The sequence below is a fragment of the Nonomuraea sp. NPDC026600 genome, from assembly GCF_040638335.1.
In the GTDB taxonomy this organism is placed as follows: Bacteria; Actinomycetota; Actinomycetes; order Streptosporangiales; family Streptosporangiaceae; genus Nonomuraea.
This window is the reverse complement of sequence record NZ_JBEZYD010000078.1, coordinates 1-17,399: the sequence shown is the minus strand read 5'-3', so window position 1 is coordinate 17,399 and position 17,399 is coordinate 1. Positions and strand designations below refer to the sequence as shown.

The following is a 17,399-nucleotide window of genomic DNA, read 5'->3' as shown; positions in this document are numbered from 1 at the left end:
AGCTGGCCACACCAACGACCAATAACAATCAAGCACATCAAGGGGTCAAAATTCAGACGACGCCAGGGGGTCCAGATTCAGCCGTCGTTGACACCGCCCTCCCTGTGGTAGCAAACAGGTAGAAAACCTTGTGCTGAGGGCGGGGCGACCGGGACGCACCACCGGTCTGGCTCTGGTCCTCCAAAACCGGCGCCACCAGCGCGGACGTGGACCGCTGCTGGCAGGCGTTCCTGCGCAGACTCGACCTGGAGCACACCTACCGCTTCTGGAAGCAGACCCTTGGCTGGACTCGCCCCAAGCTGCGCGCAGCCCAAGCCGCCGACCGCTGGACCTGGCTGCTGCTCATCGCTCACACCCAGCTGCGCCTGGGTCGCCGTCTGACCGAGGACCTGCGTCATCCATGGGAGAAACCGGCCCGGCCGGGTCAGCTCACTCCCGCCCGCGTCCGGCGCGGGTTTCGGAACCTGCGTCCCACACTCGCCCAGCCAGCCAGTGCACCCAAACCCTCCAAGCCCGGCCCCGGACGCCCACCCGGCATCCCCAACCGCAGGCCCGCACCCCGCTACGACGTCGGCAAAACCGTCAAACGCGGCCGCACCCTCGCAGCCCTACAACAATCCGGAGGATAAAGAACAAGCTAAGATCATCCCCTATATCCCGTGATCATGTCCTATAGCTTTATATGGGTGCCCTCGGCGGCCTAGGTTGGGTCAAGAAAGCAAGAGACTTGCAGGCAAGAAACTGCAGGCCAGAGGCCAAAATACCTGTGGAGAAGAGTGCCCCGGCAGGATCCGAACCTGCGGCACCCACTTTAGGAGAGCGTGGTCGGTATTGGTTCGCCGTTAGGGATGACCTGCGAGAACACGCTCTGCGGCCCTTGCAGGTCGTATGATCATCCCGCGCATGTCCCCCCGTTGACTACGCGTCACATGTCTGTGGCGATCGAGGCGGTGGTGTCCGTCTGACACATGAGTCTTGATGAGGTGAATCGCCTGGGTTCGTTGGTCTCCATCGAACCCGGGGCGGTTCAAACCGTACGTTGTGTAACGCAAGCGGCTGGCCTGACGATAATCGGTGCTCGGCAAGATTCAGTAGGGTCTTTTGCGGCTCTACTTAGCGTCATGTGAGAGTCGCGGGGAGTTAAAATAGGTCGCAGTGAGACTGTCGACATTGCTCGCTATGTCTGACTGGCTTGGTGGGGAGGATTGCCCCGTACCGTTACACATGTGCTTGATTTGGCAGGGAGGCTGGAGTGGGCGGCGTGAGGCTTGAGGACCTGACGCCGGGTGCCGTCGTCAGCGGAGTGACCGCGAACGGCCATGTAACCGTGGTGGCGGTCAAGTGGTACGGCTCCAACGCCGTCAACCTGACTCATAGGGCGGACAACGGCGACGTTGCCGATCAGCTGCTCTACCGCGATTCGGAGGCTCGCCTCACCCTGCGCAAGCCCTCGTCCGCGTATGCCTTTGACGGAGACGGGGCACTGTTCAAGCTGGCCGCCGAGGCGCTGCGCATCCGGATGGCCGCTCGGTTCGACCCGATGCTCGCGGTCACGACCAGCGATCTCGAACCGCTCCCGCACCAGATCCAGGCGGTGTACGGCGAGCTGCTCGACCGCAGCCCGCTCCGCTTCGTCCTGGCCGACGACCCTGGCGCTGGCAAGACCATCATGGCCGGCCTCTACATCAAGGAGCTGATGCTCCGTGGCGACCTGGAGCGCTGCCTCATCGTAGCCCCCGGCGGGCTGGTCGATCAGTGGCAGGAGGAACTGCTCGACAAGTTCGGCCTCCGGTTCGATGTGCTCACTCGCGACCTCATCAACGCCCAGCTGGACCAGACAGTTTTCGAGAAGTCCCCGCTGCTCATCACCCGAATGGACCAGCTCTCCCGCAGTGAGGAGCTCCAGGAGCAACTCCAGCAGAGCGACTGGGACTTGGTCGTGGTCGACGAGGCCCACCGCATGTCGGCGAACTACTTCGGCGATGAGCTTAAGAAGACCAAGCGCTACCTCCTCGGCGAGCTTCTCGGCAGGCACACCCGTCATCTGCTGCTGATGACGGCCACTCCACATGCGGGCAACGAGGCCAGCTTTCAGCTTTTCATGGGGCTGCTCGACTCCGATCGATTCGAGGGCAAGTATCGCGAGGGCGTCAGTTCCACTGACACCGACGGCCTCATGCGCCGCATGGTCAAGGAGGACCTGCTCACCTTCGAGGGCAAGCCGCTCTTCCCCGAACGCCTTGCCTACACCGTCCCCTACAAGCTCTCAGACCCTGAGCGGGAGCTGTACGAGGTCGTTACCGACTATGTCCGCGAGCAGATGGGAAAGGCTCAGCAACTGGCCGCGAAGGGCGACGGCAAGCGCGGCAATACTGTCGGCTTCGCCCTCACTGTCCTTCAGCGCCGCCTGGCGTCTAGCCCGGAGGCGATTCTCCAGTCGCTCGTCCGTCGCCGCAAGCGGCTCCAACTCCTCCGCCAGGAGATGCTGACCGGCAGCAGCCCGATGGAAGGGGCGCTCCGCAGCCGCTTGGCGGGCATGCTGGGCAAGGATCCCGAGGACTACGAAGCCGCGCTGGACGACATTCCCAGTTCGGAACTTGAAGAGCTCGAAGACGATGTCGTGGATGCGGCGACCACCGCGCAGACCCTCGCCGAACTCGACAAGGAGATCGCCATCCTCGCCGACCTCGTCGAGGTCGCCCGGCGAGTTCGGCACCTGGGCACCGATAAGAAGTGGACCGAGCTCAGCGAGCTGCTGCAGTGCCACCCCATGATCCGCGACAACGAGGACGCCCCTCGTAAGCTGATCATCTTCACTGAGCACAAAGACACCCTCGAATACCTCGTCGACCGAATTCGGAGCCTCCTGGGTAGTGAGGAGGCGGTGGTCGCCATCCACGGTGGCGTCTCCCGGGACAACCGGCGCAAGATCAAGGAGCTGTTCACTCAAGACAAGGACTGTCGGATCCTGGTTGCCACCGACGCCGCTGGGGAAGGCCTCAACCTTCAGCGGGCCAACCTTATGGTCAACTATGACCTGCCCTGGAACCCGAACCGGATTGAGCAGCGCTTCGGCCGCATCCATCGCATTGGCCAGACCGAGGTCTGCCACCTGTGGAACCTCGTTGCCGAGGACACCCGCGAGGGCGCGGTGTTCATCCGCCTCCTCTACAAAATCGACGAACAGCGCCGGGCCTACCAGGGCAAGGTCTTCGATGTCCTGGGCGAGGCGTTCCAGGACCAGCCTCTCCGGGCGCTCCTGATGCGCGCCATCCAATATGGCGACCAACCCGAGGTGCGCGACAAGCTCAACCAGATCATCGACGAATCCGTGGGCGAAGGACTGCAGAAGCTCCTCGACGAGCGGGCGCTCGCGCACCAGAGGCTGGCTCAGCCCGACGTCGCCGAGTGGCGCCTCCGGATGGAAGAGGCGCGGGCCCGACGCTTGCAGCCGCACTACATCAAGGCGTTCTTCATCGCGGCCTTCAAGCTGCTCGGCGGGCGCGTTTCCCAGCGCGAAGCGGGCCGCTATGAGATCACCCACGTCCCAGCGGACGTGCTTGGCTACGAGCGGCTGATCAGGGTGGGTACGCCGGTGCTCCGCCGCTATGAGCGGGTCACCTTTGACCGAGAGCTGGTTCGGCCCTCAGATATGCCGCGCGCCGACCTCTTGGCCCCAGGGCACCCACTGCTGGACGCCGTCGTCGCGATCATTGTCGATCGATACGGCACGCAGCTCAAGCAGGGCGCCATCCTCGTCAACCGTCGCGACGTGGGTGAGGAGCCTTTCCTCCTGGTCGCGGTCTCCCAGGAGATCGCCGACGGGCACGAGAAGCCCCGCGTCATTAGTAAGCGGTTCGATTTCGTGGAGATCGGCCGATCCGCGGCTCGTACGGCTGGCGCAGCCCCTTACTTGGATTACGCGCCGGCAACTGAGGAGGAGCGTGCGCTGGCCCAGGTGGCAAAGGAAGAGTCATGGCTCGCCAGCGGTGTCGAGGACCTCGCGGTCGGCTGGGCAGTCGGCAACGGCCTGGCCACACATGTAGCTGACCTCCAAGAACGCGTCACCAAGGCGACAGATCGGACGCGCCGCCTGGTTCGGCAGCGCCTCCTCCAAGAGATCAATTACTGGGATTCCCGCCATGCGGATCTGCTGGATGCAGAGGCTGCGGGCAAGTCCGTGAAGATCAAGTCTGAGATCGCCGCGCGCCGGGCCCGCGATTTGGAGCAGCGCCTGGAACGCCGGATGGCCGAACTAGGTCGTGATACCCAGCTGCAGGTCCGTCCGCCCCGAATCGCGGGGGCCACGTTGGTAATCCCGCAGGGTCTGCTGGACCGGCTGGCTGGGCTTCGTGACCAGCCACCAGAGGCGTACGCTCGAGAGACGCAGGCCGTCGAACGCCGTGCGGTTGACCGCGTGCTCCAGGAGGAGCGGAAGTTGGGCCGAATTCCGGAGGAGATGGCCCATAACAACCCAGGTTACGACATCCGATCACGCACAGTGGATGATCACTGGGTGTTCATCGAAGTCAAGGGCCGTATCCTAGGCGCGGGCGACTTCCACGTAACCCGGACCGAGGTTCTGATGGGAAAGAACTCAAGTGTGAACTTCCGGCTGGCGTTGGTGAGTGTTCATCCGGCTGGCGCGGACGGCGACGAGGTGCGTTATATCGTCGACCCGTTCAAGGACGTCGACTTCGGTAACTTCGACGCCACCGAACTTGGTGGTGACTGGAAAATGACATGGACCCGAGGAGGAGCCCCGGCGTGAATGAAGATCAGCGAAAACTGATTGACGTGGCATTGCCCCTGGTGGAGATCAGCAGGGCAAGTAAGGCGGATAAAGATCGCAGAGTGGGGACCATCAAGAACCTGCATAAATGGTTTGCAGCAATGCCCTTGCCGGCGCTCCGCGCCCTGATCTTTTCCTCGATCGTTGATGACCCCGGAGATGAGCAAGGGCGAGAAACCCTAATCCAGTTCGTTCGACGACTGGTTCCAGCGGACGGGAGTGCGCCTAGCGATGAGGTGCTCCGGGAGGCAAAAAAGCGGATTGCAGAATGCAATCCCGAACTCCCAGTCGTGATGGACCCATTCTCTGGAGGAGGATCCACCATTGTTGAGACCCTGCGACTTGGCCTCCCTGCTGTCAGCTCTGATCTAAATCCTGTTGCAGCGCTCGTAACAAGAACGCTGGGGGAGTTGCTTCCCTTGGTAGCGAAAAGTTCCGCAATCTCAAAGAACGAAAGCCAAGGGCGAACGCAGGACGCTCCCTTTGACGGATTTGCGGACGATATTCGATATTATGGCGCGATAGTAGAGCATGCGGTTAGGGATCGGATTAACGCCTACTATCCGTTGCCCCTTAAGGGAAAGCCAGTTGCCTGGCTTTGGGCTCGTACCGCGCCTTGCCCAAATCCAATATGCACCATCGCAATTCCCCTTTTCGGTTCGCCCTGGCTCAGTAAGCAGAAAGGGCGGGAGGCGACAGTTGAAGCTGTGGTGGATGGGGCAGAAGTACGCTTTGTCGTGCATCAGGGTAAAGATGTACCGGTGCGGGCAACTAAGGGGACTGGTAGGGCTCAATTCTCCTGTCCAAAATGCGGAACTACTCTCAACGAGAAGGAGCTTCGCGCGGTTGGAATGGCAGGGAATCTCGGTCTCCAACTCATGGCTTTTTGTTTGGATACTGAAGCTGGGCGAACATATATCGGACCCGAGAGCGCGCCCACGTCGACCGCCGAAGTGGTGGTGCCGGACGATCTAGACGAGATTGAGCTTGGAAGCAACACAAAGAACTTTAGCCATCCCCTCTACGGCATATATCGCCAGATAGATCTCTACACATCCCGGCAACTCGCCATGTTGGCAGCGTTCGCAGATGAAGTTGCGAAAATTCATGGCATCGTGGTTGCTGATGGCGGCGCAGAGGACCAGGCGAAGGCGATCGCGACAGTTCTCGGCATCTGTGTTAGCAAAATGGCTCAGTCCAATTCAACTTTGGTGCGGTGGCATACGCGAGAAGGGCCGTCTCGGTGCATGTCGGCGTTCGGTACGCAGGCAATGCCCATGCTCTGGGATTTTGCAGAAGCATATCCATTCGGAGATTCAGTGGGAAGCTGGTCTGCGCAACTCAGCTCTGTTATCGGCCTGCTTCGGAGTCTTCCGACTGCCGCCGAACCGGGAAAAGTCGTCCAGATGGATGCGCGTCAGGCGGATAAGCTGGTGCGGCCGGGGACCGCACTGATCGTCACCGACCCTCCATATTTCGGACAGATCAACTACGCAGACCTCAGTGACTACTTCTATCTCTGGTTGCGTCGTGCAGCGCGCAACGTACACCCCGATCTCTTTGGGACTATAGCAACGCCCAAAGCCACAGAACTAGTCGCTAATCCAGTTCGCCACGGCGGCAGTAAGGATGCTGCACGTCAGTACTTTATTGATGGGTTTACGGATGTATTCGCATCGCTCCAGAAGGCATCTCGACCGGATTTGCCGATCATCGTCGCTTACGCAAGTAAGCAGGACGATAAGGTTGGAGATGCGGCTGTCTCATCTGCCTGGGTAGCTCTCTTGGAAGCCGTACTCAGGGCGAACCTTGCCGTTGTGGGCACATGGCCCATCGAGGCTACTCGTCATAGTCGCCCTGTAGGGAACGGCGCAAATGCGCTCGCTTCATACATAATTCTCGTCTGTCGTCCACGCCGAGCAGAAGAGATTACTGATAAAGATACGTTTCTCTCGCGACTTCATGCTGAGCTACCAGAGGCTGTAGAAGCGCTGCGAAAGGGTGGTGCCTCTCCTGTCGATATGGGTCAGGCAGCATTCGGGCCAGGGATGAAGATCTTCTCGCGATATCGAGAAGTTTTGGAGCCTGATGGTAGCGCAATGACTGTACATGACGCACTATTGGAGATCGACAAGGCGGCTACGGCCATCATTGACGGAGAGGAGATCGAGTACGATGCAGTAACTCGATTCTGCCTTTCCTGGTTCCGCTTGCACGCCTTCGACCAGGGGTCGTACGGAGACGCTGACAAGATTCTACGACGAACGGGCACAGCTATTCGAGACCTCGTTGCTGCAGGTACGGTCAGTAATAATCCTCGTAGCACGGTCACTCTGCTGGATTTTAGCGATCTCCCAGCGTTTTATGATCCGGGTAAGGACGACCGTATTTCCCATTGGGAAGTCGCAATGCACTTGGCAAAGCGATTCAACGACCAGGGCATTGACGGCGCGGCCCAGCTTGTTGCCGCGGTGCGGAGCCGTACCGACGTTGTGATCAGCTTGGATCGGGTGAACCGACTTGTGCACCGGCTGTTCAAAATCTCCGACCGTCGGTTCCAGAAGACCGCGACCATGTTCAACCAGCTTGGTACCGCTTGGTCGGACATCATGACAGCCGCCCAGAATGTCAGTAAGAATCAGTACGTTAGACAGGAAATCGAGGACTTGTTCTCCGTTGCTGAGGCTGACGAGGACGACGAGTAATACACGCCGGTCCGATCGCCGGTTGTGGACGACGAGGAAGAGACGAGGGAGCGATGGCGCTGTCGAACCGGGATCGGGTGAACCGAGGATTTGAGATCCTCTCGGAGGGCCTGGAACCGATCGTCGACCAGCTCATGCAGGCGGCAGCTCCAGTGGGTAAGGACTGGCTGGAGCTGCTTGCGGCGAAGGAGTCGAACAGGCACGGTGGGGGCCCGAAATTCTCCAAGAACGACGTGCAGCTTCAGCTTAAGATGATCACTGACTACAAGAATATCTTCTTCGATCTGCTCTCCCACTCCGGCATGCGCTTCGCCAGCGAGCTTCGCGACACCCGCAATGCGTGGGCGCATATGGAGAAGTTCAGCTCCGATGATACTTACCGGGCGCTGGACACCATAGAACGGCTGTTGAATGCCATGGGCGCGGTCTCCGCGACCGAGGAGATCCGCGTCTTCAAAGCTGACCACCAGCGGGCCTCCTACGAGACACACGCACGCGACAAGGTTCGGAAAAACGCACCGGTCGCGCTGGCCGTCGACGGTCATGGGCTGAAGTCATGGAGGGAGGTCATGACCCCGCACCCGGACGTGCGCACCGGTCGGTACGCCTCGGCGGAGTTCGCGGCCGACCTGCACCAGGTCGCCGTCGGCAAAAGCACGAGCGATGAATATGCCGACCCCATCCAGTTTTTCCGGCGCACCTATCTGACCGACGGGCTGAAGGAGCTGCTGACGAACGCCGCCCGGCGGATTTCCGGGGACGGAAATGCTGAGCCGGTCTTCAACCTGCAGACTAACTTCGGCGGCGGCAAGACCCACTCCATGCTGGCGCTGTGGCATCTCTACGCCCCCGGTAGGGCGCTGGCCGACTACCCGCAGCCGGTGCTGGACATGCTCGGTGATATCCCGCTGGAGTCAGGGGTCCGGCGAGTGGCCCTGGTGGGCAACCACATCGAGACCGCCAAGGCGTCCCACGAGGGCGGCAGACCTGGGATCAACACCCTCTGGGGTGAGTTGGCCTGGCAGCTCGGGGGCCAGGACGCCTTCGACTTCATCGCCGCTGCCGATGAGGCTAGGACCCCTCCCGGGGCTTCTCTGCAGCAGCTGCTGGAGGCGTACGCGCCATGCGTGATTCTCATCGACGAATGGGTGGCCTACGCGCGGCTGTTGCACGGCAGGAATGACCTTCCGGGTGGAACGTTCGAGGCGCAGTTCACCTTCGCACAGACCCTGACCGAGGTGGCCAAGGCCGTCCCCGGCGTGATGGTCGTCGTCTCGGTCCCAGCCTCGCATGATCCCAGGGACGATGCTTCCCGCGCTGACGACACGGAAGTCGGTGGCGTCCGGGGCCAGGAGGCACTGGGGCGGCTTCAACACGTAGTCGGCCGCGTGGCCAAGCATTGGCGGCCGGCCTCATCGGACGAATCCTTCGAGATCGTCCGGCGTCGGCTCTTCGAGGAGCCCACTGCGCAGGGGCAGAAGGACCGGGACGTCATCGCCAAGGCATTGATGAAGTTCTACCGCGACCACTCGAGCGAATTTCCCAGAGACGCCGTCGAGTCAACGTACGAGGACGAGATCAAGCGGGCCTACCCGATTCACCCCGAGCTGTTCCACCGGCTCTACGAAGACTGGTCCACCTTAGAGCGTTTCCAGAAGACCCGTGGCGTGCTACGGCTGATGAGTGCGGTGATCTACCGGCTCTGGGAGGCGGAGGACCCGGCGCCGCTGATCATGCCTGGTTCGCTGCCGCTGAGCGACGAGTGGGTGCTCGGTGAGGTCACGCACTACCTGTCGGACACGTGGAAGGCTGTCATCGAGGCGGATGTGGACGCCCCGAACTCTACCCCGGAGCGGATCGACAAGAGCCGGGACGTCTTCCACCAGCGGCACCTGACGCGTCGTCTGGCCCGGGCCGCCTTCCTCGGCTCGGCCGCTCGCTCAGGCGCCTCCAACAAGGGAGTCGAGCGTAAGCGGATCTGGCTCGCGACCGCCCTTCCGGGCGATGTTGTCGGAAACTTCGGCTCGGCCATACACCTGCTGAGTGAGCAGGCGCTCTACTTTTACGCGGACGGTACCGCGTACTGGTACGACACCCAGCAGTCGGTCAACCGCATGGCCCGTGACCGGGCTGAGGAGTATCGCAGCCACCCCGAGGACGTGTACGCGGAGATCGTCCGCCGGATCAAGGAACGCGACTTCAAGGAGAAGGGCCTGTTCCTCGGAACCTACCCTGCACCTGCAAAAAGTGACGACATCCAGGACATGCCTGACGTCCGGCTCGTTATCGTCCACCCTCGGCACCACTACTCCAGTCAGGTTGCGGACAACCCCGCATACAACTTCGTCACGCAGGCCCTGGACTCCAGGGGTAACTCGCCCCGGGACAACAAGAACATGCTGACCTTCGCGGTCGCGGACCATGAGCTTCTCGGTTACCTGATGGAGTCGGTACGCGAGTACCTCGCGTGGAACTCGATCGTGGAGGAGAAGGACCTCCCGCTGCTCCCGGACCAGGCCGCGATGGCGCGCAAGCGCCGCAAGACCGTCGACGAAACGGTCTGGCTCCGGCTCACGCAGGCGTACAACACGGTGTACTACCCGATCTGGGACGAGACGCTCGGCCGCATCGCGGTGCAGGCGGCGACGGTCGACGAGGACGGCACGTACATTCCTGAGCGTGTCGGCACCAAGCTACGCAACCTCGACAAGCTCCGCGTTGTGATGGGCTCGAGGCTGATCCGGCACGACCTGGAGAAGAAACTGCCCAAGGTCTGGGCGAACGGCCATGTCTCGTTCGGTGATCTGTGGCAGTACTACTGCCGCTTCCCCTACCTGGGCAGGCTCCGCAACCGCCGGGTTCTGGAAGAGGGAATCCTCGGCGTGTTCGACGAGATCACCGGCGACGTCGAAGGGTTCGCGATCGCCCACTCGTACGACGAGGAGGCGCAGCACTATGTGGAGCTCGTCATTCCGGGCACTCGGGAGCGGGTCAACCAGATCACTGATGGGACGCTGCTGGTAGAACTCACGCGGGCCAAGGCTCAGCGCGCACAGGAGGATCAAGCTAAGCGCCCCGTTCCAGATCCGGATCCTGGGTTTGGCGACGGTGGAGACTCGACCACAGGAAACACCGGCGGTGGTGCGGGAACCGCTCCTGGACCTGGTCCGGTCCCTCCGCCGTCCCCGCCAGCGGCGAAGAACACGCGCTTCTGGGGGACCTACCAGGTCAACCCTGAGCGGCACTCCCGCGACCTCAACCGCCTGAGCCAGGATCTACTCGCGCTGCTCACCGCCCCCGAAGGGGTTGAGCTTGAGGTGCGAGTCGAGATCAGCGCCCGATGCGCCGACGGCTTCCCCGACAAGACTGTCTTCGACGTTCTTGAGAATCTGGGCCACCTCAAGATCGAGGGCAAGTTCGAAGACATCTGATGAGATGTGTGGTTTTTGCTCTTTGATCACGATGAAGGCGAAAGCCGTATGATGATCAAGGTAGCCGTTTTCCTTGCAGCGAGCCGGAATGAGGCACCCCCATGCCCGTCGAGGAGACGAAGAAGAGCATCAGCGCGTTGATCGGCCAGATTTCATCTGGAGAGATCAAACTGCCGGAGATCCAGCGTGGTTACGTCTGGAAGCCGACCCAGGTGGCAAAGCTGATTGACTCGCTCTACCGGGAGTACCCAACCGGCTCGCTTCTGTTCTGGAAGGCCGCCGAAGCTCCCGAGACACGCCCTGCGGCGATCGGAGCAGTGACCGATGAGCCCGCTGTCCCGCCCTTATATCTTCTGGACGGTCAGCAGCGGCTTACGTCACTTCATCGGGTGCTCAACAACCACCAGGACGCACAGATTGTGTTCAATGTGGATACGGAGTTGTTCCAAAACCAGAGTGCGGCCACCAGCAAGGATCCTCGATGGATCAAGGTCTACGACGCCCTGCGTGACGATGCTGACCCTTTCGAAATACGGGATCAACTCCTGGAGGCCGGCGTACAGGTCAACTCCCGTGCACTCGGCCGTCGGCTCACCAGGCTCGTGGCGATCCCCAAGCGCAAGTTCTTCATGGAGATCTTGGATGAATTCGGCTACGAAGAGATTGCGCAGATCTTCGTTCGAGTGAACAGCGGGCGGCCGTTGAAGACCAGCGACCTCGCGCTCGCCACTCTGTCCGCGCGGTGGCACGGGATCGTCGCGAAGCTGGAAACGGAGGCCGACTATTGGGCCTCCCGCCACTACGGGGATCTCGATGTTACGTTCCTGACCAGGGCGCTCACTGGAACCGTACTCGGCCGCGGGCTCTCCACCTGGTCACACAGCCGTCTCGTCGCTGCATCGGATGATGAACTGGAGCGTGGCTGGGCCACGGTGCAGCGGGGCCTGCGTCACCTGGTGCAGCTCCTCAAGGAGAACCTGAAGATCACAAGCAGTGCATTGATTCCGTCCCACATGGCGCTGCTCCCGTTGATCGTTCTGCTTGGCGAGCGGCCCGACACTCCACTCGACAACGACACCCGAGACGGCATCCTGTACTGGTTCCTCCTTGCTAACTTGCGTAACCGATACAGCGGATCGACCGACACCAGGCTCGGCCAGGACATTCCCGCCGTACGAGAACCGGAGCCGGTCAAGAAGCTGCTCACCAACCTTGGCGTGGTTGGCGCTCATATCGAGGTCACCCCGCAGGATCTCGTTGGCAAGACACGGGAGAGTGCCTACTTCACGCTGAGCTACTTGGTGGCCAAGAACGCGGGTGCCCACGACTGGTGGTACGGCACCGAGATCTCCGCGATCGCGGAGGGCGCGGTCAAGCTGGAGCACCATCACATCCACCCGCAGGCGACGCTCAAGAACCACTCAAAGAAGTACGGCAAGACCGAGATAAACGATCTCGCAAACCTCGCCTTCATCTCTGGCAAGGCCAACCGCGTGATCAGTGACCGCTCGCCGAGTGTCTACTTCGTCGACCAGAGCATGCCGCCGCTGACCGAGGCCGACCTGGCGGCGCACTTCGTCCCCTTCGATGAGCCGCTGCGCCACGCCTCGGCGTATCGCGACTTCCTGATCGCCCGTCGTCGGCTGCTGTCGGTCGCTATGACAGAGTTGCTCGACCGCTTCCGGCCCGAATGGCTGGACAGATCGGCTGCTCCTGTCGACGTCCTCCCGGGGTACTCGCTGGAGTTCGTTCTTTACCAGAGCCCCTGGGACGTTGGCCGTGTCGTCACGAAGGCGAAGGGCGACGGCTTCGAGTGGACCGGTTCGTTCAGCTTCGCAGATCTTGAGGACGCCATCGAATCGGCCGACAACGGTATTGACAGCGACATTGACCTCGCTGGCGAGGCCGCTCCCGTTCGTGTGGAGAGCGACACTGTCGAAATCGCCGTTGGCCCCTACCTTGTTACCGGCACCATTGAGGCCTGGCGGGAGATGATGGAGCGCGAACGCGGCGAGGCCTTGCCTCTGTCTCAGTTCCCCGAACTCGACGAGGTTATCTGGGAGGGCGAGCGTATCCCCTTCCCTGTCGCCAGCGTCGAATAGCTCATGCGGCCGCACGCTACGCTGGCCGCCTGATTGGCGCAGAGGGATGGGACGGACACGGATCGTAATGTAACCCTCGTCGACCTTCCGCCTTTCAGGCGGACCAACCATCCTGCCCGGCTGATCAGAAGAGTGGTCAAGGGGGCATAGACGGTGATGCAGATGCGTCGATGTGCGGGGACGCTGCTGTCATCCCAGCCATAGTGAACCGCCCCGGCTTCGGTGGAGACTTGATCTCTTGAGAGGATCGAGTCCATGCCAGGTAAGTCCCCCTACCCCGCAGAGCTGCGTAGGCGAGCGGTTCGGATGGTCGCCGAGGTGCGGCCGGATTACCCGACCGAGTGGGCCACGATCAACGCGGTGGCCACCAAGCTCGGCATCGGCACCGCCGAGACGCTGCGCACTTGGGTCCGCCAAGCCCAGATCGACGAGGGCAGTCGGCCTGGCCGCACCACCGATGAATCAGCCGAGCTGAAGCGGCTGCGCCGCGAGAACGCCGAGCTGCGGCGGGCGAACGAGATCCTGAAGGCCGCTTCCTTAGTGGTCCGGCCTGGAAGTCTCTCGGGGGTTGACGGACCGAGGCTGGTCGTGCGTCGGCGTTCAGGTGTCGATGCTGGTGACATATAGGTCGCAGACCAGGTTCAGGGCTTCCTGCGGCGTGCCGGTGAACCAGGGTGCGGCCTCGTAGCGGTCGTTGCTGGGAGCGTGGATGGCCAGCCCCCAGTAGGTGGCCGAGCCGCCGTAGCGCAGTCGCATCAGAGGCAGCCTGCCACCGTCGGTGAGCTGTCCTTCGACGTAGGCGAACTGGCCGTGGTAGCGCACGTGGACCGTGACGAGCCGGGGCCAGTGCTCTCTGGCGTGCAGCGTGAGCCGCTGATCCAGCGAGGTCTTGGTGGAGGCGGGGATGGCGGGCATGACCGCCATCTTGCCGTGCAGGCGTGTCAGGCGTGCACACACTGGCATGTGCCGGGCAGAGTCGGCGGGTTACCCGTGAAGATCGATCATGGAAAGATCGCCGGTGCCCGGTTGCCGTGCCCGTTTGATCACGCTGACCGCCTGCGAACGGCGGCGGCTCAAGAAGATCGCCACCTCCTATACCGCCGGCTACCAGCTCGTGGTCCGGATCCGGATCGTGCTGGATGCCGCGCATGGCTACTCCAGCAACACGATCGCCAGACGTCGTGGGGTGACGGTGGACACCGTGCGGTTATGGCGGGGACGCTACCGCAGCCAGGAGGGCATCAAGAGCCTGACGGATCGGCCCCGCTCCGGCCGGCCACCTACCTTCAGTCCGCTTCAGCGCGCCGAGATCAAGGCACTGGCCTGCCGGCCACCCGCCGAGACCGGTGTGCCGCTGTCGCGCTGGAGCTGCCCCGACCTGGCGCGCGAGGCCGTCACCCGCGAAATGGCGCCGGCCATCTCGGCCTCCACCGTGCGCCGGATCCTGGCCGAGGACACGCTCAAACCCTGGCAGCACCAATCGTGGATCTTCATCCGCGATCCGGCCTTCGCCGCCAAGGCCGCCCGCGTGCTCGACTTATACGCGCGCCGATGGGACGACCTGCCGCTCGGCGATGATGAGTACGTCATCAGCGCCGATGAGAAGACCTCCATTCAGGCCCGCTGCCGCTGCCATCCCACCCTGCCCCGGGCAAGGCGCGGATGATGCGCGTCAACCACGACTACGACCGCGGCGGCGCACTGGCCTACCTGACCGCCTACGACGTCCACGCCGCCCGCGTGATGGGCCGCACCTCACCCACGACCGGGATCATCCCGTTCATGGACCTGGTCACCCAGGTCATGACCCAAGAGTCCTACGCCAGCGCGACATGGGTGTTCTGGATCGTCGACAACGGCTCCTCCCACAGCGGCAAAGCTGCCACCGACCGGCTCACCGCGAAGTTCCCCAACGCGGTCATGGTGCACACCCCCGTGCACGCCTCCTGACTCAACCAGGTGGAGATCTACTTCTCCATCGTGCAGCGCAAGGTTGTCACACCCAACGACTTCACCAGCCTTGACCAGGTCGAAGACCGGCTCATCACCTTCGAGCGTCGTTACAACGAGACCGCCCGGCCCTTCAGATGGAAGTTCACCCCGGCCGACCTCGAGGACCTGCTGGCCCGAATCGAGCAACACGAACAGAAGGAGCACAACCTCCAGCAGCACGATGACTGCGACCATCAGCCTGCCGTACTCGACCCAGCCGCATAACCCCCGAAGGATTTACGAAGTCGACCACTTAGATTCAGACGATCAACGCAACGCTGCTAGTGGATGGGTGGATCGTGGCTCGGATGGGTCGGCCGGGAATGTCGGACGCGATAAAGGAAGACTTGTGGCGGCGATGGCGCGCCGGTGACTCCATCAGCGTGATCTCCCGGGCATTGGGCAAGCCCCCGGGGGTCACCAAGGCGCGCGGGCACTTCCCCGGCGACGACGCCGTGGTCAAGCTGCTGTGGCTGGCCATCATCAACATCGAGGACAAACGCGCCCGCGAACGCGTCGTGCACAAGGAGAAGACCGGCAAGATCAATAACTCGCCCAGCACCGCCCGCCTGATCGAGGGACAACGCACCATCGGCTGGCGCGAGGCACTCATCGAACTCGACATCGCCTATCCAGGGCGCAAGTAAAGACCGCTCGCTAGCTATCAGGAACGATCTTTACACACTTGAAGTGACAACCTCAACTATGCTTTTGAACTGAGGGGCCACGGTGATTCTGCCTGCGATGCCTCGTCACGTACCTACCTCTTCCAGACTTCTGTCAGCTTATGTAGCCGACTGTCCGGAATCTGTTGGGCACCTCAAACTGCGGTTATGCTGCCGATGTGCGGGCTGCCGCCTTGGAGGTAGTGGCTGATCCTCAGGCGCATCGAGCGGTGCATGCCGTAGCCATCAAGCTCGTACCGGGGTACCCAGCGCGCTTCCCGCGATTCCGTACTCGGAGTCGGCCGGCCCCTGACCGCCCGGGCCGTGAGGACGATGGAGAACTCCTGCCGGACCTCGTCGTTGCTGGTGTAGTGGATGACGTGGCGTGGATCGCTGTAGGTGCCGACCAGTCCAGTGATCTGGCAAGTGATCCCAGTCTCTTCGAGAGTCTCCCGAATGGCCGCCTGGGGGATGGACTCGCCGAGGTCGATGGCTCCGCCGGGTACGGCCCAGTTGTCGTTGTCGGAGCGTCGGATCAGCAGCACCTCGCCGGCGTCGTTGGTGACCACGACATTCACGGACGGCACAAGGCTGTTAGGGGCAGGCGCGTTCGGGTCGTCGAAGTAGTCGATCCGCTGGCTCACGTCCCAGGAGACTACTCCGCTGGAGGCTTGTCTCTGGGCTCGTCGACGTCGATGTTCTTCACGCCTCGTGGGCGGCGTTGACGAAGCTCCCCAGGTTGGGGACGGTATAGATCTTGTCCGCGGCCCTGAGGCGTTCCATGGCCTTACGTATGGTGGGGCGGGAGACCCCGAACTCCTCTATGAGCTTGACCTCGGAGATCTTGAACTTGGGTCCCCATTCACCGGAGTCGATCCGCTCCAGGAGGACTTCGAGGATCTGTTCCCAGCGGGAACGGTCCTCGTCGAACTCCCAGGTGCGCGTGTGCTCGACATAGCTGGCCACGGTATGAGAGTAGGAGGGCGTTTCACGGCTCTTCACACCGGATCGTGAAGCTCCATGGAGTTTCACGGAGTAGACAGGGACTTACAGGCTTGCTAGCTTTGAGATGTGGCGTTGGTGAGCGAAGGTCCAGAGCCCCTCCGGGTGGGGCTCCGCTCGTGCGCTCCGACGGGCCGCCCCCGTGAGGGCGCACCATGCGGTTCGAGCTGGTGGCTCGCTCACCAACGCCCATTCATCGACCGTGCTCGTCGGGCATCGCCAGCCCGACAGGGGCACGCGTGCGCTATGAGGGACGGTGAGCCTGTGGCTGCGTTCGGCGATTTCCACAGCATGCATCCCACCTCGCCTCGGCCAGACGCCACATCGGTGGCATGGTCACCCGTCGAGCGGCGTACGGATCGTGTCCGCATCCGGGCCCACACCTGCGAGTGCCTGCCTCTGGTCTTCGAGCAGTGCAGGGCCGGCGGACTGGGATTCGTACGGCGGCATGACCGGTCCGTCTCCCCGTGGATCGTCGTCGACAGTCCATGGATGAAGGCCGGTGATGCGGAAACGCTGTGGCAGCGCATCATGCGCGGCGAAGCGAGGTGATGACACGCCGAACCCGTAGCCCGCGCACGTAGCGTCACGATTCGCAACTGATCTGTGACGGTCGTTTCCGCAGGTCGTGTGCCACGAACGCTGAAGGAGGCGTTGATGTAAGAGCTTCTGGAAGCGGTGCTGTGCAAGAGATGGAGGTAGGTCCTCCG

13 protein-coding genes and 1 pseudogene are annotated in these 17,399 nt (G+C 62.2%); 11 read left to right on the top strand and 3 right to left on the bottom strand.

The window, feature by feature from the left end:
* The first annotated feature begins 206 nt into the window (after positions 1–206).
* The 6 genes and pseudogenes from AB0F17_RS65520 to AB0F17_RS65495 all read left to right on the top strand — a co-directional run.
* Entirely contained in the window at positions 207–629 is a 423-nt protein-coding gene (locus tag AB0F17_RS65520) for a hypothetical protein (RefSeq protein ID WP_358047522.1), read from the top strand.
* Between the two features lie 632 nt (positions 630–1,261).
* Positions 1,262–4,771 carry a helicase-related protein gene (locus AB0F17_RS65515; RefSeq protein ID WP_358047519.1) on the top strand — a complete coding sequence of 1,170 codons (3,510 nt, stop codon included), beginning with the start codon at positions 1,262–1,264 and terminating at the stop codon, positions 4,769–4,771.
* Entirely contained in the window at positions 4,768–7,497 is a 2,730-nt protein-coding gene (locus tag AB0F17_RS65510) for a DUF1156 domain-containing protein (protein ID WP_358047516.1), read from the top strand. Before AB0F17_RS65515 ends, AB0F17_RS65510 begins: the two co-directional genes overlap by 4 nt.
* A gap of 53 nt (positions 7,498–7,550) precedes the next feature.
* A complete protein-coding gene (locus tag AB0F17_RS65505) occupies positions 7,551–10,928 on the top strand; it encodes a Swt1 family HEPN domain-containing protein (RefSeq protein WP_358047513.1) in 3,378 nt (1,125 codons plus the stop codon).
* Positions 10,929–11,029: 101 nt separating this feature from the next.
* Positions 11,030–13,030 (top strand): DUF262 domain-containing protein, encoded by a 2,001-nt coding sequence (locus AB0F17_RS65500; protein WP_358047510.1) that lies wholly within the window; start codon positions 11,030–11,032, stop codon positions 13,028–13,030.
* A gap of 255 nt (positions 13,031–13,285) precedes the next feature.
* Positions 13,286–13,579: pseudogene (locus AB0F17_RS65495) on the top strand (transposase); the annotation flags it as partial.
* Between the two features lie 51 nt (positions 13,580–13,630).
* Here the strand turns inward: AB0F17_RS65495 and AB0F17_RS65490 are convergent.
* Positions 13,631–13,945, bottom strand: coding sequence for a hypothetical protein (locus AB0F17_RS65490; protein WP_358047507.1), 315 nt, complete (start codon positions 13,943–13,945; stop codon positions 13,631–13,633).
* A 124-nt stretch (positions 13,946–14,069) separates the two neighbouring features.
* Here AB0F17_RS65490 and AB0F17_RS65485 point away from each other — a divergent pair, with 124 nt between their 5' ends.
* The 4 genes from AB0F17_RS65485 (at position 14,070) to AB0F17_RS65470 (ending at position 15,669) form a co-directional block, all read left to right on the top strand.
* Positions 14,070–14,696, top strand: coding sequence for a helix-turn-helix domain-containing protein (locus tag AB0F17_RS65485; protein ID WP_358047504.1), 627 nt, complete (start codon positions 14,070–14,072; stop codon positions 14,694–14,696).
* A complete protein-coding gene (locus AB0F17_RS65480) occupies positions 14,696–14,980 on the top strand; it encodes a hypothetical protein (RefSeq protein ID WP_358047502.1) in 285 nt (94 codons plus the stop codon). Before AB0F17_RS65485 ends, AB0F17_RS65480 begins: the two co-directional genes overlap by 1 nt.
* Positions 14,981–14,989: 9 nt before the next feature.
* The gene (locus tag AB0F17_RS65475; RefSeq protein WP_358047499.1) at positions 14,990–15,247 is read left to right on the top strand and encodes a hypothetical protein; all 258 of its coding nucleotides are present in this window, start codon (positions 14,990–14,992) and stop codon (positions 15,245–15,247) included.
* Between the two features lie 122 nt (positions 15,248–15,369).
* Positions 15,370–15,669 carry a hypothetical protein gene (locus AB0F17_RS65470; RefSeq protein WP_358047496.1) on the top strand — a complete coding sequence of 100 codons (300 nt, stop codon included), beginning with the start codon at positions 15,370–15,372 and terminating at the stop codon, positions 15,667–15,669.
* A 173-nt stretch (positions 15,670–15,842) separates the two neighbouring features.
* Here the strand turns inward: AB0F17_RS65470 and AB0F17_RS65465 are convergent, their stop codons facing one another.
* Together AB0F17_RS65465 and AB0F17_RS65460 are read right to left on the bottom strand one after the other, a co-directional pair.
* Entirely contained in the window at positions 15,843–16,331 is a 489-nt protein-coding gene (locus AB0F17_RS65465) for an NUDIX domain-containing protein (RefSeq protein WP_358047493.1), read from the bottom strand.
* Positions 16,332–16,389: 58 nt separating this feature from the next.
* Positions 16,390–16,653, bottom strand: a complete 264-nt coding sequence (locus AB0F17_RS65460) for a winged helix-turn-helix domain-containing protein (protein WP_358047490.1) — start codon at positions 16,651–16,653, stop codon at positions 16,390–16,392.
* Between the two features lie 363 nt (positions 16,654–17,016).
* Here AB0F17_RS65460 and AB0F17_RS65455 point away from each other — a divergent pair, with 363 nt between their 5' ends.
* Positions 17,017–17,241: a hypothetical protein gene (locus AB0F17_RS65455; protein WP_358047488.1), complete on the top strand. Its 225-nt coding sequence runs from the start codon at positions 17,017–17,019 to the stop codon at positions 17,239–17,241.
* Positions 17,242–17,399: the final 158 nt, after the last annotated feature.

Bases quoted from the DNA above. Each gene is read 5' to 3' on its own strand.
- AB0F17_RS65505 (WP_358047513.1), top strand. From the start codon at position 7,551: ATGGCGCTGTCGAACCGGGATCGGGTGAACCGAGGATTTGAGATCCTC.
- AB0F17_RS65500 (WP_358047510.1), top strand. From the start codon at position 11,030: ATGCCCGTCGAGGAGACGAAGAAGAGCATCAGCGCGTTGATCGGCCAG.
- AB0F17_RS65490 (WP_358047507.1), bottom strand. From the start codon at position 13,945: ATGCCCGCCATCCCCGCCTCCACCAAGACCTCGCTGGATCAGCGGCTC.
- AB0F17_RS65480 (WP_358047502.1), top strand. From the start codon at position 14,696: ATGCGCGTCAACCACGACTACGACCGCGGCGGCGCACTGGCCTACCTG.